Origin of the sequence: Lentzea californiensis, from assembly GCF_024648825.1 — a bacterium.
Lineage (GTDB): Bacteria > Actinomycetota > Actinomycetes > Mycobacteriales > Pseudonocardiaceae > Lentzea > Lentzea californiensis.
Map to the genome: position 1 here is coordinate 316,679 of NZ_JANBBE010000005.1, position 23,419 is coordinate 340,097.

The following is a 23,419-nucleotide window of genomic DNA, read 5'->3' on the forward strand; positions in this document are numbered from 1 at the left end:
TGAGATGAGGGGAGCTTTCATAAACCTGAGGTTTATGAAAGCTCCCCTCATCAACTTCGTTTCAGGGCACGCGCAGGGTCGCGAGTGCTCGTTCGGTCTCCCAGAACGCCCGCATCGACTTGATCAGGCCGTCCTCGCCCACGTTGTAGACGAACACGCCCTCGGTATCGACACGCGCCCCACCGGGCAGGAACGCGCTGATAGTGCCCACGTTCGCGCACTCGGAGCCGGCCGCGAAAGAGTCGTGCATCGCGAACTCGAAGCGTTCGACGTTCGCGATCGCCAGGTCCCAGAAGGCCTCGATCGCCTCCTTGCCGTGGTGGCCCTTGCCCTCGGCGTCGAACATCGACGGACCCACCGGGTCCTCGACCACGGCGTCCTCGGCGAACAGCGCCAGCCACTCGTCCTTCTTGCCGCTCGAGACGGCCTCCATGGAACGCCAGGAGGCCACGCGGGCCGGCGTTTCGGTCTTGGAAGCCGTCCAAGTCACAGCGGTCACGCGAACTCTCCGATCACCTCGTCGGCGAAGCGCCGAAGTCCGTCCTTCTTGGCCTGCAGGCTGCCGTCGAAACCGACGCCGTAGAACAGCCACGGCACGACGATCGTGTCGGTCACGCCGATCTCGTCGAGCTGCTTGTAGCCGTCGAGCCCGAACCGGTCGATGCACACGGCCTGGACCTCGAACGGCCGCTCGAAGCAGCCGAGATCGGTGAGCTGGGCGATCACCGACTTCAACTCCTCGAACTTGATCATCGCCGACGTCCAGCCGTCACCGACGCGGGCGGCGCGCTTCAACGCGGCCGCGGAGTGGCCACCGACGTAGAACGGCACCGGCGAAGTGGGTGCCGGCGACATCTGCAGCCGGTCGAAGTCGAAGTAGTCACCGTGGTACTCGACCATGCCGCCGCCGAGCACGAGCTTCAGCACGTCGATCATCTCGTCCACGCGCGGTCCGCGGTTCTTGTACGGCACACCGCACCACTCGAACTCCTCCGGCGACCAGCCGAGGCCCACGCCGAAGCCGAAGCGGTTGCCGGTCATGTGCGCGACCGAGCCGACCTGGCGGGCGAGCAGCAACGGGTTGCGGGAGCCCAGTTTCAGGACCTGCGTATAGAAGTTGATGCGGGACGTCACGGCGCCCATCGCGGCGGCGGCGACGAACGGGTCCACCCACGGGGTGTCGGCGTTCCACATGCGGGAGCCGTCCGGGGTGTACGGGTAGTCCGCGGAGACCTTCTCCGAGAAGAACAGCGAGTCCGGCAGCGCGATCGAGGCGTAGCCGCACTCCTCGGCGCACCGGGCCAACTCGGTCAGCTGGTCGAGCGGGCTCATGGCGATGCCCACGGTGAACTTCAAGGCTTCTCCGATCCGACGACCCACATGGCGAAGAACTGGGAACCACCGCCGTACGCGTGGCCCAGCGCGACCTGCGCGCCGTCTACCTGGTGGTCTCCCGCGGTGCCCATGACCTGCATGGCGGCTTCGGCGAAGCGCAGCAGACCGGAAGCGCCGATCGGGTTGGACGACAGCACGCCGCCGCTCGGGTTCACCGGCAGGCGGCCGCCGATCTCGGTCTCGCCCGCCTCGGTGAGCTTCCAGCCCTGGCCGATGTCGGTGAACCCGAGGTTCTCGAGCCACATCGGCTCGAACCACGAGAACGGCACGTAGATCTCGGCCGCGTCCACTTCGGACAGCGGATCGGTGATACCCGCCTGCTTCCACAACGCCCTGGCGGCGTCCTGGCCGGCCTGCGGGTTGACCTGGTCACGGCCGGCGAACGTCGTGGGCTCCGTGCGCATCGCGGTCGCGCGGATCCAGGCGGCCTGGCCCGAGGTGGGTTCCGAGGAGATGACGACCGCGCAGGCGCCGTCCGAGGACGGGCACGTTTCGTCGTACCGGATCGGGTCCCACAGCATGGTGGAGGCCTGCACGGACTCGACCGTGATGTCCGGTTGTTTGAGGTGCGCATAGGGATTGCGAGCACCGTTGCGCCGGTCCTTGGCCGCGACCATCGCGCCGATATGTTCGGGAGCGCTGGCGCGGCGGATGTAGGAACGCACGTGCGGTGCGAAGTAGCCGCCCGCGCCCGCGTGCACCGGCATGGTGAACGGCGTCGGCACGGACAGCGCCCACATCGCGTTCGACTCGGACTGCTTCTCGAACGCGACGGCCAGGACGCGGTCGTGCACGCCGGACTGCACCAGACTGGCGGCCACGTTGCCCGTGCTGCCGCCGACCGAACCGGCGGTGTGGACGCGCAGCAACGGTTTGCCGACCGCGCCCAGTGCGTCCGCGAGGAACAGTTCGGGCATCATCACGCCCTCGAACAGGTCGGGTGCCTTGCCGAGGACCACGGCGTCGATGTCGGACCAGTCCACGCCCGCGTCGGCCATCGCGCGGTCGATCGCCTCGCGGCACAGGCCCGCCATCGACACGTCGAGGCGCTTCGCGGCGTGGTGCGTCTGGCCGGTTCCGACCACTGCTGCCGGTCGCATCTACTCCCGCCCTTCCATCACGCAGACGAGGTTCTGTTGGAGGAGCGGGCCGCTGGTGGCGTGGCCGAGGACCTTGGTCGCCGAGCCGTCGTGGATCCTGCGCGCGGCCTCGCCGATGCGTGCGAGCCCGGCCGCGAACATCGGGTTGCCCGCCAGCACGCCGCCGGAGGGGTTCACGGTCACGTCGTCACCGAGCCCGAGTGCCTGGCGCAGCAGGATCTCCTGGTGGGTGAACGGCGCGTGCAGTTCCGCGACCTGGACGCCATCGGCACCCGCTGCCTTGCCCGCGGCGACGGCAGAGGGGGAAGTCGTCAGGTCGCGCGTGCCGAACGACGGCGTGTCGGTGCGGTGTTCGAAGCCGGTGATCCACGCCGGACGTTCGCACAGCTCCCGCGCCCTGTCGCCCGCTGCGAGCACTATCGTGGCCGCACCGTCGGTGATCGGCGCGCAGTCGTGACGGCGCAACGGGTCCGCGACGTAGGGAAGGTTCAACAGTTCGTCGGCGTCGACCTCGCCGGACAGCTGCGCGAGTGGGTTCGAGAGGGCGGCGGAACGGCTCTGCGCGGCCACTGAGGCCATTGCGCGTTCGTCCCAGAGGCCGGTCTCGATGCCCATGCGCGCCTGGATGCCCGCAAGGCCGAGGGAATCCGGCCACAGCGGTGTCACGAGGTACGGGTCGAGCTGCATCGCCATGACCCGGCGGAGTTGCCCCGCCGACGACTTGCCGAAACCGTAGACCAGCGCGGTGTCGACTTCGCCGCACAGCAGCTTCACCCACGCCTCGTAGAGCGCCCACGCGGCGTCCATCTCCACGTGCGACTCGGCGATCGGCGGGAAGGCCCCGATCGCGTCGACCGCCGAGACGAACGAGAACGCGCGCCCGGCCAGGTAGTCCGAGGAGCCCGAGCACCAGAACCCGATGTCGGTCTTGGTGATCCCGAGCCCGCCGAGCACCTCGTGGAAGATCGGCACCAGCATCTCGACACCGTTGGTGGTGCCGTCGGTCTCGCGCACGCAGGGCGTCTGCGCGAAGCCGACTACCGCAATGTCACGCACGCGAGCCTCACAGGTGCTGGGAGTAGGAGTCGAACGGCGCGTCGGGCTCGCCGGAGGGCTTGAAGTGGTCGATGTTCTGCATCGTCGGGCCCCACTCCTCGCGCGGCTTCCAGACCGCCTCCACGCGCATGCCCATCCGCACGTCCTCCGGCGCGACGCCGAGCAGCAGGTGCAGGAACGGGATGTCCGCGCCGTCGAGCAGCACGTACGCCGAGACGTACGGCGGTGGGATGCGCTGGCCGAGGAACGGGACGTTGACCACGCAGTACGTCGTGATGGTGCCGCGGTCGGACAGCTCGATCTGGTCCGTCGTAGGCACGCCGTCCACGGGGCAGGCAGGGCGCGGCGGGAAGTAGACCTTCTCGCACACCGGGCAGCGCTGGGCGATCAGCCTGCCCTCCATCAGGCCGCGCAGGAACGGGTCCTCCGTCGGCGACGCCGAGTGCGTGTAGTGCAGGTTCACCGGCGTGGTGACCATGGTGACCTCGTCGGCCTCCGCGGGGGGGTCGGCCGGCTCGTCGGAGATCTCGAAGCACTCGATGTCGGTGATCGCGCCGACGCGTTCTGGGCGCCACCTCGCGCGCACGCGTGTTCCGGTCGCCATCTGGTCCGGTGAGCCCGCGTCGACGGCGTGCAGCAGCGAGGTGTCCGCGCCGTCGAGCTGGATCAGCGCCCAGGCGAACGGCCGGTCGAGCGGCTGCCCTTCGAGAGGCTCGGGAATCCACGACCACCCGCGCACGACACCGGTCGCCGTCACGTCCACGAACTCCGAAAGGCGTTCGGCGGTCACGGGGTCGTACTCGAGCGGCGGCACGTGCACGCGCCCGTCACTGCCGCGGATGCCGGTCACCTTGCGGCGGCGGAGATCCGAGAGGAACCGGCCCAGCGTCGGGCCGAGGGAGCGCGTGTAGTCGAAGCCAACGTCGAGCGGAGCACTCAGCGGCCGAGTCACAGATCAAAGTGAAACAGGTTCTCGAAATGGTGGCAAGATGGGTGCATGAAGCTCGGTCTGCAGCTCGGGTACTGGGGTGCCGGTCCGCCCCAGAACGCCGCCGATCTCGTGGCGGCGGCGGAGGAGTTCGGCTTCGACGCGGTGTTCGCCGCCGAGGCGTGGGGGTCGGACGCGTTCACCCCGTTGGCGTGGTGGGGATCCGAGACTTCGCGCGTGCGGCTCGGTACGTCCGTCGTGCAGATGTCGGCCCGTACGCCGGCCGCCTGCGCGATGCACGCGCTGACGCTGGACCACCTCTCCGGCGGGCGGTTCGTGCTCGGGCTGGGCGTGTCCGGCCCGCAGGTCGTGGAGGGCTGGTACGGGCGGCCGTTCTCGAAACCCCTGGCCAGGACCAGGGAGTACGTGTCGATCCTGCGGCAGGTGATGGCCCGTGAGGCGCCGGTGCGCAACGACGGCCCGCACTACCCGTTGCCCTATCAGGGGCCCGGCGCTCTGGGGCTGGGCAAGCCGCTCAAGCCCATCACCCACCCGCTGCGCGCTGACCTGCCGATCTGGCTCGGTGCGGAGGGTCCGAAGAACGTCGCGCTGACGTCGGAGATCGCGGACGGCTGGCTCGCGATCTACTACGCGCCACGGCTTGCCGGCATGTACGACGAGTGGCTGGACGAGGGCTTCGCGAAATCTGGCCGGAACAGGGAGAACTTCGAGGTCGCGGCCACCTGCCAGGTCGTCGTGACGGACGATCCGGCGGCCGTGCGGGCGATGCTGAAGCCGTTCGTTGCTTTGTACATCGGCGGAATGGGTGCACCCGGCATGAACTTCCACGCGGAGGTGTTCACCCGCATGGGATACGGCGAGGTAGTCCAGGGCATCGGCGAGCTCTTCCAGGCGGGCCGCAAGGACGAGGCGGCGCAGGTGGTCCCGGACGAGCTGGTGGCCGAGATCAGCATCGTCGGCAACGCGGAGCACGTGCGCGAGGAGGTCCGCCGGTGGGAGAAGGCCGGCGTCACGACACTGCTCGTCGGATGCCGCGACGTTGCTTCGATCAAAGCCTTGTCGGAGGCTTGTCAGTAGGTGAAACGCGTTCTACTTTGAGGGTGTGGTCACAGGACTCTGGAACATCGCTGCCGATCAGCCGGACCTGACCGCGCTGGTCGATCCGAGTGGTCGAGAGATCACCTACTCGGAGCTCGCGGGCACCGCGAACCGCTACGGGCGCGGGTTCCGGGCGCTGGGGCTGGAACCCGGCGACAGCATCGTGCTGATGCTGCCCAACAGCGCCGACCTGGTGGCGGTGTACTTCGCCGCCTTCCAGACCGGCCTCTACGTCGTGATGGCCAACTGGCACCTGACCGGGGCCGAGGTCGCGTACCTCGTGCAGGACAGCGGTGCCAAGGCTTTCGTGGCGCACGATCGGTTCGCCGCGGCGGCCGTCGAAGCCGCGGCGGGCCTCCCGTCCGAGGCGAAGTTCGCTGTCGGTGAGATCGCGGACTTCAGCCCGCTGGCGAAGCTCGGTGAAGGCGAGGAGGGCAGGCCCGACGGCCGCACCACGGGGTCGCCGATGCTCTACACCTCCGGCACGACCGGCCGCCCCAAGGGCGTGCGCCGGCCGTTGACCGGTGCCGACCCCGATGTCGTGCCGCCGTCCGCCGCCTGGTTCTTCGGCATCTTCGGGATCAAGCCGCACGACGGGCACGTGCACCTGTGCGGGTCACCGCTCTACCACACGGCGGTGCTCAACTTCGTCGTCATCTCGATCCAGCTCGGCCACACCACGGTGCTCATGGACCACTGGGCGCCGGAGGACATGCTGCGGCTGATCGAACGTCACAAGGTCACCCACAGCCACATGGTGCCGACCCAGTTCCACCGGTTGCTGGCGCTGCCGGACGACGTGAAAGCCAAGTACGACATGGGTTCGCTGCGCGCGATGATCCACGGCGCGGCGCCGTGCCCGCTGGAGGTCAAGCGCCGCATGCTCGACTGGTGGGGACCGGTCGTGATCGAGTACTACGCGGCCACCGAGGGCGGCGGCACCGCGATCACCGCTCAGGAATGGCTGCGCAAGCCTGGATCGGTCGGTCTGCCGTGGCCGACGTCCGAGATCAAGATCCTCGGCGAGGACGGCACCGAGCTGCCGGTGGGCGAGCAGGGCCTGGTCTACATGCGGATGGGCGACGCGACGTTCGAGTACCACAAGGACGCGGAGAAGACCCGGGCCGCGCGCGTCGGCAAGCTGTTCACGTTGCAGGACATCGGGTATCTGGACGAGGACGGCTACCTGTTCCTGTGCGACCGCAAGAACGACATGATCATCTCCGGTGGCGTGAACATCTACCCGGCGGAGATCGAGGGTGAGCTGATCTGCCATCCCAAGGTCGCGGACGTGGCGGTGTTCGGCGTCCCACACCCGGACTGGGGTGAGTCGATCAAGGCCGTGGTGCAGCCCGCGGACGGCGTCGAGGCCTCCGAGGCCCTGACCGAGGAACTGCTGGAGTTCGCCCGTACCCGTCTCGCGAAGTTCAAGCTGCCACGGACGGTCGAGTACGTGTCCGAGCTGCCGCGTGATCCGAACGGCAAGCTGTACAAGCGAAAGCTGCGCGACCTTGCGTGACCTCATCAAGATGACGCCGGCCGAGGTCGAGACCTTTCTCGAGGGCCAGAAGACGTTGGTCGTGGCGACCATCGGCCGCAACGGCATGCCGCACCTCGCGCCGATGTGGTTCGCGTGGGTGGACGGCGAGCTCGTGTTCTGCACGGACCGCAAGTCGCAGAAGATCGTGAACCTGCGACGTGATCCGCGCTGCAGCGTGCTGGCCGAGGCGGGGGAGACCTACGACCAGCTGCGCGGCGTGCACATGGAGGGCGTCACCGAGTTCACACCGGATCTCGGCCGGGTGGTGGACGCCGTGGTGGCCCGCAACTTCGGCGAGGTCGGCGCCGATCCCGAAGCCCGTGCAGCACTGCGGAAGGCGATGTCGCGACGCGTTGCCGTGATCTTCCGCCCGACCAAGACCGCCAGCTGGGACCACCGGAAGACGATGTCTGGAGTGAACCCGTGAACCTGAACCGCCGTCAGGTGCTCGCCGGAGCCGGTCTCGCGCTGGCTTCCGGACTGGTCAGACCTGGGACCGCCTCCGCCGACCTCGGCGAGTTCGACGTCGTGGTGGTCGGTGCGGGCGCGGCCGGCATGACCGCCGCACTGACCGCCGCCAAACGCGGTCTGAGCTGCGTGGTCGTGGAGAAGGCGCCGACCTACGGTGGTTCCGCCGCACGGTCCGGTGCCGGGATCTGGATCCCCAACAACGAGGTCATCCTCGCGGCCGGCGTCCCGGACACGCCCGCGAAGGCCGCGCAGTACCTGGCGGCGGTCGTCGGCGACATCCCGATCGTGCGGCAGCGGGCCTACCTGGCGCACGGGCCGCAGATGATCTCGTTGGTCATGCGCAACAGCCCGCTGCGCTTCCGGCACATGGACGGCTACAGCGACTACTACCCGGAGTACCCCGGCGGCATCGCGAAGGGCCGTTCGATCGAGCCGGAGATGCTCGACGGCCGAGTCCTCGGCGCCGAACTGGCGAACCTGAACGCCCCCTACCTGGCCACACCGGCCGGCATGGTCATCTACGGCGCGGACTACAAGTGGCTCGCACTCGCTCTCGTCAACGCGAAGGGCGCCGCGACCGCCGCGGCAGCCCTGGCCCGCGGCACCGCTGCCGCTCTGGCGGGCCAGAAGCCGTTGACCATGGGCCAGGCGCTGGCCGGTGGTCTGCGGGCCGGTCTGCTGCAGGCCGGGGTCCCGGTGTGGCTCAACACCGGCCTCCAGGACCTCCTCGTGGAGAACGGCGCCGTCAAGGGAGTGCTGACCTCTCGCGGTCTCGTGCGTGCCCGCCGCGGCGTGATCATGGGTTCCGGCGGCTTCGAGCACAACGCGGCCATGCGCGCCCAGTACCAGCGCCAGCCCATCGGTACGCAGTGGACGGTCGGCGCGAAGGAGAACACCGGCGATGGCCACCGCGCGGGCCAGCGAGCCGGCGCGGCGCTCGACCTGATGGACGACGCCTGGTGGGGCCCGGCCATCCCGACGCCGGGCTCACCGTACTTCTGCCTCGCCGAACGCACGCTGCCCGGCGGCCTGATGATCAACGCGGCCGGCCGGCGCTTCGTCAACGAGGCCGCCCCCTACAGCGACGTCGTGCACGTCATGTACGACAAGAACCCCACCGACCCGTGCATCCCGGCCTGGCTCGTCGTCGACCAGAACTACCGCAACAGGTACCTGTTCGCCGACGTCGCACCGGCCCTGCCGCTGCCGGACGGCTGGTACCAGTCCGGCGCCGTGGTGAAGAACTGGTCGCTCGACGGCCTGGCCTCGGCCATCGGCGTCCCCGGCGGGAACCTGAGGGCGACCGTCAGCCGGTTCAACGGCCAGGCGATGACCGGTCGCGACCCCGACTTCAAGCGCGGCGACAGCGCCTACGACCACTACTACACCGACCCGGCGGTCTTCCCGAACTCGTGCCTCGCGCCGCTGTGGGCGCCGCCGTTCTACGCCTTCAAGATCGTGCCCGGCGACCTGGGCACCAAGGGCGGTCTCGTGACGGACGCGCGTGCCCGTGTGCTGCGGCCGGACGGCTCGGTGATCCCCGGGCTGTACGCGGCGGGCAACGTCAGCTCGGCCGTGATGGGGCGGAGTTATGCCGGGGCGGGGTCGACGATCGGGCCCGCGATGACGTTCGGGTACATCGCGGCCAACGACCTCTAGCAGCGGCACACCACTAGCACCGGCAGTAGGCGGGCACGTCGGCGAACCGCACGTCGTCGGTGATGCGCACGAACGGCCAGCCACCGGTCTCCGCGAGCAGGAGATCGGTGGTCACGCTGTCACCAGCCACGAGGCAGACGGTTCTCCCGTCCGTCAAAGCGGTCCTGACCGCGGCCGTGAACTCCGCCGTGCCCTTGGGATGGCCTACCTCACCCGAGACGAACACGCGCTGGAACCGTCCGGCGAGGCCGGACAGCCGCAGCTTCGCGCGCTGGAGCGAACGGCAGCCGTCCGTCGCGAGCCACAGCTCGTGGCGGTCGCGCAGTGAGTCCGAAGCGGACTCGACACCGGGGAAGGGCCGCCTCGGGCATCGGCAGCTCGTGCAAGTCCGCCCGGAGCGCCTCCCAGGAGGCGACCCGTTCCACTCCTCGATGTGTGACGTGGGGGTTGCCGCGCCACTCCCCCCGGGCGGCGGCGAACACGGTGTCGACGGCCTGCTCGTCCGCGACGATCGAGAGTTCGTCCAGCACCGCGGCGACGGCGGCGCGCGCGGCGGTGCCGTCCGGGATCAGGCAGTCGTCGAGATCGACGATGACGATGGACTCGGTCACGAACGCCCCCTTGTGCCGTGCTGCCGAAGGTAGTCTTCCTCGCACGACTTCTACCTGGGGGAAGAGTCAATGCGCAGATCTGTGCTGTCCTTGTTCACCTCGATGATCCTCGTGGCCGCCACCCTGACGCACGCTCAGGCGGCGCCCACGACGACGATCTCGTTCGTCGCGCACCCGGACGACGACCTGCTGTTCATGAACCCGGACATCGCCTCGGACGTCGAGGCGGGTTCCACCGTCTGGGTCGTCTACCTCACCGCCGGAGAGGTCCACACCCGGCCGCCGTTCCCCTACGCGAACCAGCGGGTCGAAGGGGAGCGGGCCGCGTACGCCAGGACGGCGGGCGTCGCCGACAGCTGGACGTACGAGGAGATGTGGTTCAACGGCCATCCGGTGGCGACGAACCGGTTGAACGGCACCAACGTCCGCTTGGTCTTCACCTACATCCACGGCGCGTCCGGGGGGTGCGACCACCCGAACGGTGATCCTCAGGGCGACCTGTACAAGATGCTGGCCTTCAGCCCGTACGTCGCCCAGCCGATCGACGGGCGCCCGTCCTACAACAGGTTCAGCTTCGTGGGCATGTTGCGGGCGATCATCGCCCAGGCGAACCCGGACCACATCCGTTCCGGCAGCACGATCGGCCACCGGGACAGTCCCCGGCGCGACCACGTCGACCACGTGTCCGCCGCACTCCTCGTCGCCGAGGCGAACCTGGCGGACGGCACGCGCGACACCTGGAAGCGCCGCGACGAGTACACGGCCTACAACAGTGAGAGCTACCCGGAGAACGTGTCCGGGTACTGGCGGCAGCGCAAGGAAGAGATCTGGGACGCGTACTGGCCGCACGACCCCGAGATTCCGCACAGGGACATCCACCCGTACGCGTTCGGCCGGCAGATTCGGCCTGAGGGCAGGATCTTCTGGCCGGGATCGGCGTGGGTTCCGCCCGGTGACTTCGTGGAGAACGGCTGCTGACTACTCCCACACCGTCACCTGGCCGGTGATCGCGCTGCCGTCCAGCACGGTGACGTCGATGCGGAAGGTCCGGCCCTCGGGGGTCTGCCCGCAGACCCTGCTGCCCACGACCACGTTGTCCGCGTCCAGCGTGGCGTTGTCCCGGAGGTGGGCGATGCACTCGTTCCGCTCAGGCACTCCGTCGCTGTGCCACGCCGCGAGCCAGTAGCCGGGATCGCCGTGCAGGCGCGTCGGGGTGAGCGCCCAGACGTTCGACCCCGGCACGTCGCGCGGTGTGGCGAGGTCCAGGTGAAAGCTGCCGAACCGCAGCTCACCGGTGTACCGCGAGCCGGTTCCCACGATCGTCGGTGCGGCCGCGGCCACCGTGGTCGTCGTGGTGGGCGCGGCGGTGACCGAGGTGCCACCGGCCGTGCGCGGAGTCGATCCGGGAGGAGCCGGGCGGGCCGCACCGGCCATGGTGGGAGGGGTCTGCGCACCGGCCGCGGAAGCCGGTGACGAGGTCGCACCGGACTCCGCCGGGGTGGAACCGGTGGCGGCCACCGGCGTCTCCCTGATCGGCTCGGTCGGCGGCGCCAGTTCGGCGGCCGTCAACGTGACGGCCGTGATGACGACCACCACCAAGGCGGCCTGCAGCGCCGTGAACCACCGGGGTTTGGCGGGCGTGCCGAGGTAGACGTCGCCGATCGACTCGGCCTGGAGCGACGTGCCGTGGACATCGCCGCTGATGTCGTTCTCGGTCGACTGCTCGGCGTTCTTCAAGACTGGCCCCTGCCCCGGACTGCGGATGTTTGATACGCAGATCGGGGCGTCGCCACAATGTGTTACGGGCGCGAACGAATTCGTTCGAGAGGTGTCTACCGGCCTTTGAACTCCGGCTTGCGCTTCTCGGAGAACGCCCGCGGCCCCTCCTTGGCGTCCTCACTGGAGAACACCTCCACGCCGAGCCGAGCGTCCACTGTGAACGCTTCGTTCTCGTGCATGACCTCGGTCTCCCGCATGGTCTGCAGGATCTTCCGCACCGCGACGGGCCCGTTGGCTGTGATCAGCGCGGCCAGTTCCATGGCCTTGTCCAGGGCCTGACCGTCCGGCACCACGTGCCCGATCAGCCCGATCTCCTTGGCCTCCGCCGCACGGATGTGGCGTCCGGTCAGCAGAAGATCGGCCGCGACGGTGTACGGGATCTGGCGTGGCAACCGCACCGCCGAGCCGCCCAGGGGGAACAGCCCCCACCGTGCTTCTGAGACACCGAACCGCGCGCTCTCACCGGCGACGCGGATGTCGGTCGCCTGCAGGATCTCCGTGCCGCCGGCGACCGCGGGGCCTTCCACCGCGGCGATCAGCGGTTTCGTCAATCGACGTCCTTTGAGCAGCGGTTCGATGACGGAGAAGTCGAACTTGCCTGCGTTCTCGCTGGGATGGTTGGACGTCATCGCCTTGAGGTCGGCGCCCGCGCAGAACGCCCCGCCTGCGCCGGTCAGGACGCAGACGCGGACGTCCGGATCGGAGTCCACCCGGTCCCACGCCTGTTTCATGATGGCCAGCATGGGGCCGGACAGGGCGTTGCGGACCTCCGGGCGGTTCATCGTGACGACCAGGACGTTGCCGGCCAGTTCCACCAAGGCATGTGGTTCTGTCGTGGTCGTCATTCGCGCGCCTCCTGGATCGAGTCTGACCGCACGGGGGATTGTCGAGAACAGTAACACGTTCTACTTTGCACACCATGGCCCTCAACGTCGCAGACCTCGTTGAACACGCCGCCGACACCGTGCCCGGCAGGACCGCGCTCGTGTGCGGGTCCAAGCGGGTCACCTACGCCGAGCTCGAGTCGCGAGCCAACAAACTGGCTCACCACCTGGCAAAGAACGGCGTGACGCAGGGTGCGCACGTGGGGCTCTACGCGCGCAACTCGATCGAACTCGTCGAAGCCATGCTCGCCGTCTACAAGCTGCGCGCCGTGGCGATCAACGTGAACTACCGCTACACCAAGAACGAGTTGCAATACCTGTTCGGTGAAGCCGATCTGACCGCTCTCGTACACGAACGGCGGTACTCGCCGCTGGTCGCGGAGGTCGGTGTGCCCGGCCACGCGGTCGTGATCGACGACGAGACGGACGAGGACTTCGCAGGCGCCGACTACGAAACGGCACTCGCCGAGGAGTCCGGCGAGCGCGACTTCGAGCCGCGCAGCCCCGACGACCTCTACATCCTGTTCACCGGTGGCACGACCGGCATGCCCAAGGGTGTGATGTGGCGGCACGAGGACGTGTGGCGCACGCTCGGCGGCGGCATCGACTTCGTCACCGGCGAACGGCTGACCGATGAGTGGCAGCAGGCCAAGGCGGGCAAGGACTACGGGCTCATCAGGCTGTGCCTGCCGCCGTTGATCCACGGCGCGGCGCAGTGGGCCGTCCTGGGCGCGTTGTTCAGCTGCAGCACGGTGGTGCTGGTGCCCAAGTTCGACCCCGCCGAGATCTGGCGGGTGATCGAAAGGGAAAAGGTCCAGGTCGCCGTCATCACCGGCGACGCCATGGGCCGGCCGCTGATCGAGGAGTTCCAGCGCGGCACGTACGACGGCTCGTCGCTGTACATCCTCAACAGCAGCGCCGCGTTGTTCTCCTACACCGTGAAGAAGCAGTTCCACGAACACCTGCCGCACACGACGCTGCTGGAGTCGATCGGGTCGAGCGAGACCGGGTCCACCGGCATCGGCGCGGTGCCCAAGGAGATCGTGAAGACCGACGGCACCAAGGTGAAGCTCAACGAGGACACCATCGTCATCGACGAGGACGGCAACAGGCTGGAGCCGGAGCCCGGCGTCATCGGCAAGCTGGCGCGCGGCGGGCACATCCCACTGGGCTACTACAAGGACCCCGAGAAGACCGCGCGGATGTTCGTCGAGGTCGACGGCAGGCGGTTCACGGTGCCCGGCGACTTCGCCCGGTTCGAGGAGGACGGCGACATCACGTTGCTGGGCCGCGGCAACACCTGCGTCAACACCGGCGGCGAGAAGGTGTTCCCCGAAGAGGTCGAAGGGGTGCTGAAGTCGCACCCGGACGTGTTCGACGCGCTCGTGATCGGCATCCCGGACGACCTGCTCGGCCAGCGCGTCGGCGCGATCGTCCAGCCGCGCGACGGCGCGACGCCGACACTGTCCGAACTGGACGCTCACGTCCGCGAGACCCTCGCCGGCTACAAGGTGCCGCGGTCGCTGTGGCTCGTCGCCGAGATCGGCCGCACCCCCAGCGGCAAACCCGACTACCAGTGGGCGAAGCGCCACGTGGAGGATCATGCGCACCAGCCTGTGTGACGAGCTGGGCATCGAACACCCCGTCTTCGGCTTCACGCCGTCCGAGCACGTGGCGGCGGCGATCAGCCGAGCAGGCGGGCTCGGTGTCCTCGGGTGCGTGCGGTTCAACGACGCGGACGACCTCGACCGCGCGTTGACGTGGATGGACGAGAACACCGACGGCAAGCCGTACGGCGTCGACATCGTCATGCCCGCCACCGTGCCGAAGGAGGGCACGCAGATCGACCTGGCGAGCCTCATCCCGCAGAGCCACAAGGAGTTCGTGCAACAGACGTTGCTGAAGCTCGGCGTGCCACCGCTGCCCGACGGTGAAGGTGGCGAGGGCGTGCTCGGATGGCTGCACTCGGTCGCGCGATCACACGTCGACGTGGCACTGGGGCACCCCATCCGGCTCATCGCGAACGCCCTCGGCTCGCCACCCGCCGACGTCATCGAGCAGGTGCACGCGGCCGGAGTCCCGGTGGCGGCGCTGGCGGGCAAGGCCGAGCACGCACGACGGCACGTGGCCAACGGCGTCGACATCGTGGTGGCCCAGGGCTACGAGGCCGGCGGTCACACCGGCGAGGTCGCGACGATGGTGCTGGTGCCGGAGATCGCCGACGCGGTGGACGTCCCGGTGCTCGCCGCGGGGGGCATCGGGTCGGGACGGCAGGCCGCCGCCGCGATGGCGCTCGGTGCGTCCGGCGTGTGGATGGGCTCGTACTGGCTGACCACCGCCGAGTACGCGCTGGGCAACTCCAGCACGCAGCAGGCGTTGCTCGCCGCCGGTTCCAGCGACACCGTCCGCACCCGCATCTACACCGGCAAACCGGCGCGGTTGCTGAAGACGCGGTGGACAGAGGCGTGGACGTCCGCGGAGGCACCGGAACCGTTGCCGATGCCGTTGCAGAACATCCTGGTCAGCGAGGCGCACCTGCGGATCGCCCGGTCGGACGACCCGTCCGTGGTCTCGATGCCGGTCGGGCAGATCGTCGGGAGGATGAACGAGGTCCGCCCGGTCGCGGCCGTGATGGCGGACCTGCTGGCGGAGTTCGACGCGACGGTCGAACGCCTCACCAAGCTGCGCTGAGTTTCAGGAGCTGGGCGGTCGCCCCGCCCAGCTCGAACTCGTTGCGCTTCGCCGCGGTGAAGTAGCGGTGCACGTCGTGGCTCATGTCGATTCCGGTGCCGCCGTGGACGTGCACGGCGGTGTGCGCCACGCGGTGCCCTGCGTCTGCGGCCCAGAACTTCGCCGTGGCCACCTCCTGAGCCGCGTCCAGCCCCTCGGAGAGGCGCCAGGCGGCCTGCCAGAGCGTCAGCCGGATCGCCGCGACGTCGATGTACGCATCAGCCAGACGTTGCGCCACGGCCTGGAAACTGCCGATCGGCCGGTCGAACTGCACGCGTGTCCTCGCGTACTCGGCCGTCAACTCCAAGGCATGTTCGGTGACGCCGAGCTGCAGAGCGCACAACCCCAGCGTGTACCGGGTGCTCAACCAGTCGGGGGACAGGTCCGGCACGACCTCGCCGGTGCCGGAGAACGCGAAGCACCCCGCGTCCGAGCCGTCGACCAGCTCCTGGCCCGTGATGTCCAGCTGCTCCGCCTTGACGAGGAACACCTGCCCGTCGTGCGCCACCAGGAACGCGGCCGCCTGCGACGCGAACGGCACGGTCGTCTTCAGACCGCCGGCCTCCGACAGCGCCACGGACAGCACCGTCCCCGGCTTCAGCCAGCGATCGCGCTGGTCCGGAGTTCCGAACTCCGCGAGCGCCGACGCCGCGACCGTCGTGGGCAGGTAGGGGACGGGGGAGACCGCGCGGCCCAGTTCGACCAGCACCGAGCACTGTTCCAGCACGCCGAACTCGTCGGGCCGTTCCGGCACGACGCCCGACTTGACCAGGTCGGGCCAGGGCGTGTCGGACGAGTCGAGGATCTTGCGGGTCAGCGCGGCCAGTTCGCGCTGGGCCTCGGTCAGGGTGAAGTCCACGGAGTCTCCTTACCGAGGCACAGCGGGCAGCCCGAGGCCCACGCGCGCGATGATGTCCCGCTGGATCTCGTTGGTGCCGCCGCCGAACGTCAGGATCAGCGACGACCGGTGCATGCGTTCCACCCGGCCGTGCAGCAGTGCTCCCGCGGAGCCCGTGCGCACGATCCCGTTGGCGCCCAGCACCTCCATCAGCAGCCGGTAGCCCTCGGTCGCGAACTCGGTGCCGAACACCTTGGTGGCGGAGGCCTCCGCCGGTGACGGGACCTCGTCGGAACCGGAGGCGATCCGCCAGTTGATGAGCTTGAGGAACTCGGTCTTGGCGTGTACGCGGGCGAGGTGCAGGCGCACCCATTCCTGTTCCACGGCACCGGTTTCGTCCGCCCATTGGCGAACTTCGCGCAACGCGGTCTGCAGCGGCGCGGCCGAGCAGAGGGCGACGCGTTCGTGGTTGAGCTGGTTGGTGATGAGCTTCCAGCCCTTGTGCTCCTCGCCGATGAGGTTCGCCGCGGGCACCCGCACGTCGTCGTAGAAGGTGGCGCTGGTCGTGGGTCCGGACATGGTCGGCACGGGCGTCCAGGAGAAGCCGGGAGCGGAGGTCGGCACCATGATGATGCTCAAACCCCTGTGCCGTTGCGACTCCGGGTCGGTGCGGCAGGCCAGCCAGACGAAGTCGGCGTACTGGATGAGGCTGGTCCACATCTTCTGCCCGTTGATCACGTACTCGTCGCCGTCGCGGACCGCGCGCGTGCGCAGGCCCGCGAGGTCGGTGCCCGCCTCCGGTTCGGAGTAGCCAATGGCGAAGTGCAGCTCGCCGGACGCGATCTTCGGCAGGTAGAAGGCCTTCTGCTCGGGCGTTCCGAGCGACATGATCGTCGGGCCGATGGAGTTCAGCGTCAGGAACGGCACCGGGGCACCGGCCGCGGACGCCTCGTCCAGGAAGATCAGCTGCTCGATCATCGGGCGGGCACGGCCGCCGTACTCCTGCGGCCACCCGATGGTCAGCCAGCCGTCCAGCCCCATCCGGCGGACGGTGTCCTTGTAGACCGCGGCGTCGCCGTAGTCACCGCCGCCGGCGAGCCCGGCCCTGCGTTCGGGCGTCATGAGCGCGGCGAAGTACGCCCGCAACTCCTGGCGCAACTGCTCCTGTTCGGGCGTGAAACCGATGCGCATGACCGCTACTCTAGAACAAGTTCTACTTGATGTCAGGAGGCCGCGATGAAGGTCGGCGTCGACCCTTCGGTGTGTGAGGCGCACGGGGCGTGCATGTCAATCCTGCCTGAGGTGTTTGACCTTGACGACGATGAGGTTCTGCAGATCCGGGACGGTGAGCTGGCCCCGTCGGAAGAGGAGCCGGCGGAACGGGCCGTGGCCTCGTGCCCCATGGGCGCGCTGCGCCTCTCACGCTGATGGACCTTGCCACGAACAAGAACAGATTCTAGTGTGCGACGGGTAGTTTGACCGCGTGAGCTCAGCGAGGAGTGATACCGGTGAAGGCTGCCGTGCTCAACCAGGTAGGCGACGACAAGCTCGAGCTCCGCGACGACGTGACCACAGCCCCGGTGGGGCCGCAGGAGATCCGCATCAGGATCAAGGCGTGCGGGGTGTGCCACAGCGATCTGTCCGCAATGGACGGAACGTTGCCGGCCCTCACGCCCGGCGTCGTCGGTCACGAGGGCGCCGGTGAGATCGTCGAGATCGGGAGCGCCGTGACGTCGCTCGCGGTCGGCGACCACGTGGCGATCACTTTCGTGCCGCCGTGCGGCAAGTGCGCCCAATGCGTGACGGGTCAATCGCATCTGTGTCTCGTGCACACCATCTCCGCGTTCACGTCACCGAGGTTCGTCGTCGGTGGCAACCCGGCCTTCGGATACGCCGGGCTCGGCGCGTTCGCCGAGGAGATGGTCGTGCCCGCGGACGCCGCCGTGAAGGTCGACGACGACGTGCCGTGGGAGATCGCGGCGCTGCTGTCGTGCGGCATCCTGACCGGCGTCGGGGCCGTGCTCAACACCGCGAAGGTCGAACCGGGTTCCAGCGTCGCCGTGATCGGCTGCGGTGGTGTCGGTGTCGCGGTGGTCCAGGGCGCCCGGCTCGCTGCCGCCGCACGGATCGTGGCGGTCGACCCGGTGCTCGAGAAGCACGAGGTGGCGCGGAAGTTCGGCGCGACGCACGCGACGACGCCCGACGGTGTCGCGGACCTGAACAACCAGCTGAACTCCGGCATGGGCTTCGACTACGTGTTCGACGTGGTCGGGCTGCCCGCCACCATCCGCCAGGCGTGGGACCTGACCCGTCGCGGTGGCCACACGGTCGTCGTCGGCGCGGGCCGGGCGGACGCGATGGTGTCGTTCAGCGCCCAGGAGCTCTTCCTGCACGACAAGACGCTGCACGGCTCGTTCTACGGGACGGCGAACTTCCGGCGTGACATCCCGCGCATGATCGCGCTGTGGCGGCAGGGCCGGCTGGACCTCGAAGGCATGATCAGCAAGCGGATCAGGCTCGAGGACGTGAACGAGGGCCTGCAGGCCCTGCGTGGCGGTGGATCGCTGATCCGCCAGGTGATCCTCTTCGACTGACGCGTCTGTCCTGACACACCTCTTCTGGGAGTCTCTTGTGGACCTTGCGGGGAAGGTCGCCGTGGTCACCGGCGCCGGTGCCGGGCTCGGCCGCGCGGAGGCGCTGGAGCTCGCGAGGGCCGGTGCGTCGATCGTGCTCAACGACCTGCCGGGCTCGGCCGAGGCCGCTGCGGCCGAGATCGGGGAACTGGGCGCGAAGTGCGTCGTGGTCGAGGGTGACGTGGGCGAGCGGAGCACCGCGGACGCCCTCGTCACCGCCGCGATGGAGCAGTTCGGCGGGCTGCACGTCGTCGTGAACAACGCGGGCGTGCTGCGCGACCGGATGCTGTTCAACATGACCGACGAGGAGTGGGACCTGGTCGTGCGGGTGCACCTGCGCGGCCACTTCCTGTTGTCGCGCAACGCGGTCGCGCTGTGGAAGCAGCAGTCGAAGGCGGCCGGTGAACCGGTGTACGCGCGAATCGTCAACACCTCGTCGGAGGCGTTCCTGCTCGGCTCGGAGGGGCAGGCCAACTACGCGGCGGCCAAGGCGGGCATCGCGGCGCTGACGGTGGCGACCGCCCGTGGCACGAGCCGCTACGGCGTGCGCGCCAATGCGATCTGCCCACGCGCCCGGACCCAGATGACCGCGCACGTCTTCGGCGACGCGCCAGAGGGTGACGACTCGCTGGCACCCGAGCACGTCGCCAAGTTCGTGGCGCACCTGGCAGGACCGTCCGGCGACAGGATCAACGGCCAGGTCTTCGTCGTGCACGGCGGCATGGTCGCGCTGATGGCACCACCGACCGTCGAGCAGGAGTTCGGCGCGTTCACCGATCTCGACGGCTACTTCGCCGAACGAGATCCACAGAGGACTTTCGCCTGCACGGAAACGATGTCGCTCTAGGAGGAGCTGTGGCGCTCACCGTCCAACCGCACCGCGATTCGCTGGGCCTCAAGGACGGCCGGCTCCTCATCGGAGGCGAGTTCCGCGAGGCGGACGAGACCTGGACCCACCACCACCCCGCCACCGGCGAGGAGGTCGGCAGCTTCGCCGTCGCCTCGGTGCAGGACGTGGACGCGGCCGTGCGTGCGGCCCGCAAGGCCTTCGACGAGGGCACGTGGCCGCGCAGCCGGGCCGGCGAGCGCATCAAGGTCCTGCGCCGGTACGGAGACCTGCTGCGGGAGCACTCGGACGAGCTGCGCGGACTGCAGGCATTGGACAACGGCGTGCCGCTGTCGTTCGGGCAGATCTACGCCACCTCGGTCGGCATCGCGGCGGACATCTTCGACCACCACGCCGGCTGGATCGACAAGGTCGGCGGCCAGACGCTGCCGCCGTACCAGGGCGGCGACCACCTCGCGATGACGTTCCGCGAACCGGTCGGCGTCGTCGCGGCGATCCTGCCGTGGAACGCGCCGTTCGTGCTGTTCGCCCAGAAACTCGCGCCCGCGCTGGCCGCCGGCTGCACGGTCGTGGTGAAGCCGTCGGAGTACGCGTCGTTCTGCGTGATCCGCATGGTCGAGCTGCTGATCGAGGCCGGACTGCCCGAGGGCGTCGTCAACCTCGTCACCGGCCCCGGCAACCCGACCGGCGAGGCGCTGATCACCCACCCCGGCGTCGACAAGATCAGCTTCACCGGCAGCCGCGCCATCGGCCGCCGGATCGTCGAGGCGTCCGCCGGGACGATGAAGCGCGTGTCCCTGGAACTGGGCGGGAAGTCGCCGGCGATCGTGTTCGCGGACGCCCCGAACGTCGGCCTCGCCGCGATGACCTGCATGGGCATGGTCACGATGGGCCTGTCGGGCCAGGCGTGCGTCGCGCACACACGCGCGCTGGTGCAGCGGGACGCGCAGGAAGAGTTCCTCTCGATGGCGCAGATGCTCGCGACCGCGGTGACGTTCGGCGACCCGTTCGACCCAGCGGTGCTGGCCAGCCCGCTGATCAACGGCAAGCAGCTCGAACGCGTGCTCGGCTACATCGAGCGCGGCCAGGAGGAGGGCGCCCGGCTCGTCACCGGCGGCACCCGGCTCGACGGCGACTACGCGTCCGGGAACTTCGTCGCACCCACGATCTTCGCCGATGCCAACAACGACATGGCCATCGCGCGTGATGAGATCTTCGGCCCGGTGCTGACCGTCGTGCCGTTCGACGACGAGGAAGAGGCCGTCCGCATCGCGAACGACACCGAGTACGGACTCGGCGCCGGCGTCTACACCAATGACGTCCGCCGCGCGTTCCGCGTCTCGAAGGCCTTGCGCGTCGGCATGGTCGGCATCAACGGCTTCCAGCTCGAACCGCACATCCCGTTCGGCGGTTACAAGCAGTCCGGCCTCGGCCGTGAGGGCGGACAGAGCGCCTACGAGGCCTACACCGAGCTCAAGACCGTGATGATGCCGCTGACCGACGAGATGATGTAGATGCGGCTGGACGGGAAGGTCGCCCTGATCACCGGCGCCGCCCGGGGTCAGGGCGCGGCCGCGGCACGCCGGTTCGTCGCCGAGGGCGCGCGGGTGATGATCACCGACGTCCTCGACGACCAGGGCAAGGAACTGGCGGCCGAACTCGGTGCCGAGTACTGCCACCTGGACGTGTCGTCGGAGGACGAGTGGGCGGACGCCGTCGCGTTCACCGTCGCGACGTTCGGCGACATCACGGTCCTCGTGAACAACGCCGGCATCCTGCACTTCTCCGCCCTGGCAGACACCACGCTCGCCGACTACCAGCGGGTGATCGGCATCAACCAGGTCGGCACGTTCCTCGGCATGCGCGCGGTCGTGTCGTCCATGAAGCAGGCCGCCGGCGGGTCGATCGTGAACGTGTCGTCGGTCGAGGGACTGGGCGGCATGCCGTACCTGGTGGCCTACACGGCGTCGAAGTTCGCGATCCGCGGCATGACCAAGGTCGCCGCGATGGAACTGGGACAGCACGGGATCCGCGTGAACTCCGTGCACCCCGGCGCCATCGACACCCCGATGGTCAGCACGGCCCTGGGCCGTCCGATCGACGTCTCGCCGATAGGCAAGAAGCTGGCGCTGCGCCGGATCGGGCAGCCCGAGGACGTCGCGAACGTCGTGCTGTTCCTGGCCAGTGACGACAGCGCCTACTGCACGGGCGGCGAGTTCGTGGTCGACGGAGGGGCGACGGCGACGCACGCGCTGAACGGTTGACGCTCACCAGGAGGCAACCAGATTGATCTCGACGGCGTCTTCGTGGTCGAGAGGTCAATCCTGGGGAGCTTCATGTGAAATCACTGTTGTTGACGGCCGCGCTGCTCATCGGGCTGGCGCCGGCCGCGGTGGCGACCGAACAGGCGCCGGTCCTGTCCTGGCAGGACTGCCAGGACGGGTTCCAGTGCTCGACGGCCAAGGTGCCGCTGGACCACGACCAGCCGTCCGGTGCGAAGATCGATCTCGCGCTGATCAGACTGCCCGCGACCGATCCGGCGAAGCGGATCGGCTCGTTGTTCGTGAACTTCGGCGGGCCTGGAGCGTCCGGTGTGGACAGACTGCGGGCTCGTGGCAAGTGGGAGTGGCTGTTCTCGTCCGAGCTGAGGTCACGGTTCGACGTGGTGTCGTGGGACCCGCGCGGCATCGGCCGTTCGGCGACCGTGCGCTGCTTCGACAGCGTCGAGGAACAGCAGCAGTTCCTCAACTCCATCCCGGTCTACCCGGACACCGCGGCGGAGGAACCCGCGTTCTACGACAGCTACCGCGAGTTCGCCCGGCGGTGTGAGGAGAAGTCCGGCAACCTGCTGGACCACGTCTCGTCCGCCAACACGGCCCGCGACCTCGACTTGCTGCGCAAGGCGGTGGGCGACAAGAAGCTGACGTACCACGGCATCTCGTACGGCACGCACCTCGGCGCGATCTACGCGAACATGTTCCCGGACAAGGTCCGCGCGCTCGCGTTCGACGGCTCGCTCGACTTCGTCGGCAACGCCACCGGGCACGGTGACCAGGGCACCACGGTGCCGCTGGACACCCGCCAGGACGTGCCGCGCGGTGTCGCCGAGACGTTCGACCAGTTCCTGAAGCTGTGTGCGGCACCGGGCGCGAACTGCGCGTTCGCGGGCGGCGACCTCAAGCAGAAGTGGTCGGACCTGGTCGCGCGCGTGACCGCGTCCCCGGTCACCACGCCGGACGGCCGGTTCGACCGCGTCTCGCTGATCAGCCTCGTGTGGGACGCGCTGGCGCAGCCGGACACCTGGCAGGACACGGCTCGGGTGCTGCAGGGCGTCTGGGAGGCACCGGCTTCGCTGACGGCGTCTGCGGACTACGTCACGAACCGCTTCGAGGGCTTCAACGCCGTGCAGTGCTCGGACAGCGACTTCCCGCGCGACCCGGCGGTGTACTCGAAGTACGGCAAGAGCGAGGACCAGCGCGTGCCGTACTGGGGCCGTGCCGTGGTGTTCGACATGATGGCCTGCGCGTTCTGGCAGGGCCGTGACGACGACCGCTACACCGGGCCGTGGAACCGCTGGACGTCGGCGCCGATCCTGTTCATCAACAGCAGGTTCGACCCGTCGACGCCGTTGCACGGAGCTCGCGACGGCGCCGCGGAGATGGCCCGCACGGGGTTCCTGACCGTTGAGGGCCACGGGCACACCTCCATGTACGTGCGCAGCGCGTGCGCGGAGAAGGTGAAGCGGGAGTACCTGTTCACCGCTGTGCTGCCTGCTCAGAAGACGTGCGGCGTCGACAAATCGCCGTTCGCCTGAGTTCGCTTCAGGAGG

The 23,419-nt window shown here is 68.9% G+C and carries 23 protein-coding genes; 13 read left to right on the top strand and 10 right to left on the bottom strand.

Annotated features, from left to right (window positions below; translation table 11 throughout):
- Positions 1-61 precede the first annotated feature (61 nt).
- The 5 genes from LX88_RS21030 to LX88_RS21050 are packed head-to-tail and all read right to left on the bottom strand — an operon-like array spanning position 62 to position 4,503.
- The gene (locus LX88_RS21030; protein ID WP_258949490.1) at positions 62-499 is read right to left on the bottom strand and encodes a nuclear transport factor 2 family protein; all 438 of its coding nucleotides are present in this window, start codon (positions 497-499) and stop codon (positions 62-64) included.
- Positions 496-1,356, bottom strand: a complete 861-nt coding sequence (locus LX88_RS21035) for a TIGR03619 family F420-dependent LLM class oxidoreductase (protein WP_258949491.1) — start codon at positions 1,354-1,356, stop codon at positions 496-498. The genes LX88_RS21030 and LX88_RS21035 overlap by 4 nt, the downstream gene beginning before the upstream one ends.
- The gene (locus tag LX88_RS21040) at positions 1,353-2,495 is read right to left on the bottom strand and encodes a thiolase family protein (RefSeq protein ID WP_258949492.1); all 1,143 of its coding nucleotides are present in this window, start codon (positions 2,493-2,495) and stop codon (positions 1,353-1,355) included. Before LX88_RS21040 ends, LX88_RS21035 begins: the two co-directional genes overlap by 4 nt.
- Positions 2,496-3,551, bottom strand: a complete 1,056-nt coding sequence (locus LX88_RS21045) for a thiolase family protein (protein ID WP_258949493.1) — start codon at positions 3,549-3,551, stop codon at positions 2,496-2,498. It abuts the gene before it with no gap.
- Between the two features lie 7 nt (positions 3,552-3,558).
- A complete protein-coding gene (locus LX88_RS21050) occupies positions 3,559-4,503 on the bottom strand; it encodes a Zn-ribbon domain-containing OB-fold protein (RefSeq protein WP_258949494.1) in 945 nt (314 codons plus the stop codon).
- A 45-nt stretch (positions 4,504-4,548) separates the two neighbouring features.
- Here LX88_RS21050 and LX88_RS21055 point away from each other — a divergent pair, with 45 nt between their 5' ends.
- Genes LX88_RS21055 through kstD form a run of 4 tightly spaced genes read left to right on the top strand, consistent with a single transcriptional unit; the run spans position 4,549 to position 9,268 of the window.
- The gene (locus tag LX88_RS21055; RefSeq protein WP_258949495.1) at positions 4,549-5,577 is read left to right on the top strand and encodes an LLM class F420-dependent oxidoreductase; all 1,029 of its coding nucleotides are present in this window, start codon (positions 4,549-4,551) and stop codon (positions 5,575-5,577) included.
- A 25-nt stretch (positions 5,578-5,602) separates the two neighbouring features.
- Positions 5,603-7,117, top strand: coding sequence for an acyl-CoA synthetase (locus LX88_RS21060; protein ID WP_258949496.1), 1,515 nt, complete (start codon positions 5,603-5,605; stop codon positions 7,115-7,117).
- A complete protein-coding gene (locus LX88_RS21065; RefSeq protein WP_258949497.1) occupies positions 7,110-7,565 on the top strand; it encodes a pyridoxamine 5'-phosphate oxidase family protein in 456 nt (151 codons plus the stop codon). Before LX88_RS21060 ends, LX88_RS21065 begins: the two co-directional genes overlap by 8 nt.
- On the top strand, positions 7,562-9,268 hold the full coding sequence (gene kstD / locus LX88_RS21070; RefSeq protein WP_258949498.1) for a 3-oxosteroid 1-dehydrogenase: 1,707 nt from the start codon (positions 7,562-7,564) through the stop codon (positions 9,266-9,268). The genes LX88_RS21065 and kstD overlap by 4 nt, the downstream gene beginning before the upstream one ends.
- 209 nt (positions 9,269-9,477) lie before the next feature.
- On the opposite strand, the gene LX88_RS21075 is transcribed toward kstD, so the two are convergent.
- Positions 9,478-9,879: a hypothetical protein gene (locus tag LX88_RS21075; protein WP_258949499.1), complete on the bottom strand. Its 402-nt coding sequence runs from the start codon at positions 9,877-9,879 to the stop codon at positions 9,478-9,480.
- A 69-nt stretch (positions 9,880-9,948) separates the two neighbouring features.
- On the opposite strand from LX88_RS21075, the gene LX88_RS21080 reads away from it, so the two are divergent.
- A complete protein-coding gene (locus LX88_RS21080) occupies positions 9,949-10,857 on the top strand; it encodes a PIG-L family deacetylase (RefSeq protein WP_258949500.1) in 909 nt (302 codons plus the stop codon).
- On the opposite strand, the gene LX88_RS21085 is transcribed toward LX88_RS21080, so the two are convergent.
- Together LX88_RS21085 and LX88_RS21090 are read right to left on the bottom strand one after the other, a co-directional pair.
- A complete protein-coding gene (locus tag LX88_RS21085; protein WP_258949501.1) occupies positions 10,858-11,616 on the bottom strand; it encodes a hypothetical protein in 759 nt (252 codons plus the stop codon). It abuts the gene before it with no gap.
- A gap of 95 nt (positions 11,617-11,711) precedes the next feature.
- Positions 11,712-12,503, bottom strand: coding sequence for a crotonase/enoyl-CoA hydratase family protein (locus LX88_RS21090; RefSeq protein ID WP_258949502.1), 792 nt, complete (start codon positions 12,501-12,503; stop codon positions 11,712-11,714).
- Between the two features lie 74 nt (positions 12,504-12,577).
- Between LX88_RS21090 and LX88_RS21095 the strand changes: the two genes are divergently transcribed.
- Both LX88_RS21095 and LX88_RS21100 read left to right on the top strand, forming a co-directional pair.
- Positions 12,578-14,164 (top strand): acyl-CoA synthetase, encoded by a 1,587-nt coding sequence (locus LX88_RS21095; protein WP_258949503.1) that lies wholly within the window; start codon positions 12,578-12,580, stop codon positions 14,162-14,164.
- Complete coding sequence (locus LX88_RS21100; protein ID WP_258949504.1) at positions 14,145-15,233, top strand: NAD(P)H-dependent flavin oxidoreductase; 1,089 nt, start codon at positions 14,145-14,147, stop codon at positions 15,231-15,233. The genes LX88_RS21095 and LX88_RS21100 overlap by 20 nt, the downstream gene beginning before the upstream one ends.
- On the opposite strand, the gene LX88_RS21105 is transcribed toward LX88_RS21100, so the two are convergent.
- Positions 15,217-16,131, bottom strand: a complete 915-nt coding sequence (locus LX88_RS21105) for an acyl-CoA dehydrogenase family protein (protein WP_258949505.1) — start codon at positions 16,129-16,131, stop codon at positions 15,217-15,219. The genes LX88_RS21100 and LX88_RS21105 overlap by 17 nt on opposite strands.
- Before the next feature lie 9 nt (positions 16,132-16,140).
- Positions 16,141-17,301 (bottom strand): acyl-CoA dehydrogenase family protein, encoded by a 1,161-nt coding sequence (locus tag LX88_RS21110; protein WP_258949506.1) that lies wholly within the window; start codon positions 17,299-17,301, stop codon positions 16,141-16,143.
- Between the two features lie 45 nt (positions 17,302-17,346).
- Between LX88_RS21110 and LX88_RS21115 the strand changes: the two genes are divergently transcribed.
- From LX88_RS21115 to LX88_RS21140, 6 genes are all read left to right on the top strand, one after another.
- Entirely contained in the window at positions 17,347-17,538 is a 192-nt protein-coding gene (locus LX88_RS21115; protein WP_258949507.1) for a ferredoxin, read from the top strand.
- 80 nt (positions 17,539-17,618) lie between these two features.
- A complete protein-coding gene (locus LX88_RS44340) occupies positions 17,619-18,704 on the top strand; it encodes a Zn-dependent alcohol dehydrogenase (protein ID WP_258949508.1) in 1,086 nt (361 codons plus the stop codon).
- A gap of 37 nt (positions 18,705-18,741) precedes the next feature.
- Positions 18,742-19,590 carry an SDR family NAD(P)-dependent oxidoreductase gene (locus LX88_RS21125; protein ID WP_258949509.1) on the top strand — a complete coding sequence of 283 codons (849 nt, stop codon included), beginning with the start codon at positions 18,742-18,744 and terminating at the stop codon, positions 19,588-19,590.
- 8 nt (positions 19,591-19,598) lie between these two features.
- On the top strand, positions 19,599-21,104 hold the full coding sequence (locus LX88_RS21130; protein WP_258949510.1) for an aldehyde dehydrogenase family protein: 1,506 nt from the start codon (positions 19,599-19,601) through the stop codon (positions 21,102-21,104).
- The gene (locus LX88_RS21135; protein WP_258949511.1) at positions 21,105-21,854 is read left to right on the top strand and encodes a glucose 1-dehydrogenase; all 750 of its coding nucleotides are present in this window, start codon (positions 21,105-21,107) and stop codon (positions 21,852-21,854) included.
- Positions 21,855-21,928: 74 nt separating this feature from the next.
- Complete coding sequence (locus LX88_RS21140) at positions 21,929-23,404, top strand: alpha/beta fold hydrolase (RefSeq protein WP_258949512.1); 1,476 nt, start codon at positions 21,929-21,931, stop codon at positions 23,402-23,404.
- Positions 23,405-23,419: the final 15 nt, after the last annotated feature.

Excerpts from the sequence above, each read along its gene's own strand:
- LX88_RS21040 (WP_258949492.1), bottom strand. The coding sequence starts at position 2,495 with ATGCGACCGGCAGCAGTGGTCGGAACCGGCCAGACGCACCACGCCGCG.
- LX88_RS21055 (WP_258949495.1), top strand. The coding sequence starts at position 4,549 with ATGAAGCTCGGTCTGCAGCTCGGGTACTGGGGTGCCGGTCCGCCCCAG.
- LX88_RS21080 (WP_258949500.1), top strand. The coding sequence starts at position 9,949 with ATGCGCAGATCTGTGCTGTCCTTGTTCACCTCGATGATCCTCGTGGCC.
- LX88_RS21090 (WP_258949502.1), bottom strand. The coding sequence starts at position 12,503 with ATGACGACCACGACAGAACCACATGCCTTGGTGGAACTGGCCGGCAAC.
- LX88_RS21095 (WP_258949503.1), top strand. The coding sequence starts at position 12,578 with ATGGCCCTCAACGTCGCAGACCTCGTTGAACACGCCGCCGACACCGTG.
- LX88_RS21100 (WP_258949504.1), top strand. The coding sequence starts at position 14,145 with ATGCGCACCAGCCTGTGTGACGAGCTGGGCATCGAACACCCCGTCTTC.
- LX88_RS21110 (WP_258949506.1), bottom strand. The coding sequence starts at position 17,301 with ATGCGCATCGGTTTCACGCCCGAACAGGAGCAGTTGCGCCAGGAGTTG.
- LX88_RS21115 (WP_258949507.1), top strand. The coding sequence starts at position 17,347 with ATGAAGGTCGGCGTCGACCCTTCGGTGTGTGAGGCGCACGGGGCGTGC.
- LX88_RS21135 (WP_258949511.1), top strand. The coding sequence starts at position 21,105 with ATGCGGCTGGACGGGAAGGTCGCCCTGATCACCGGCGCCGCCCGGGGT.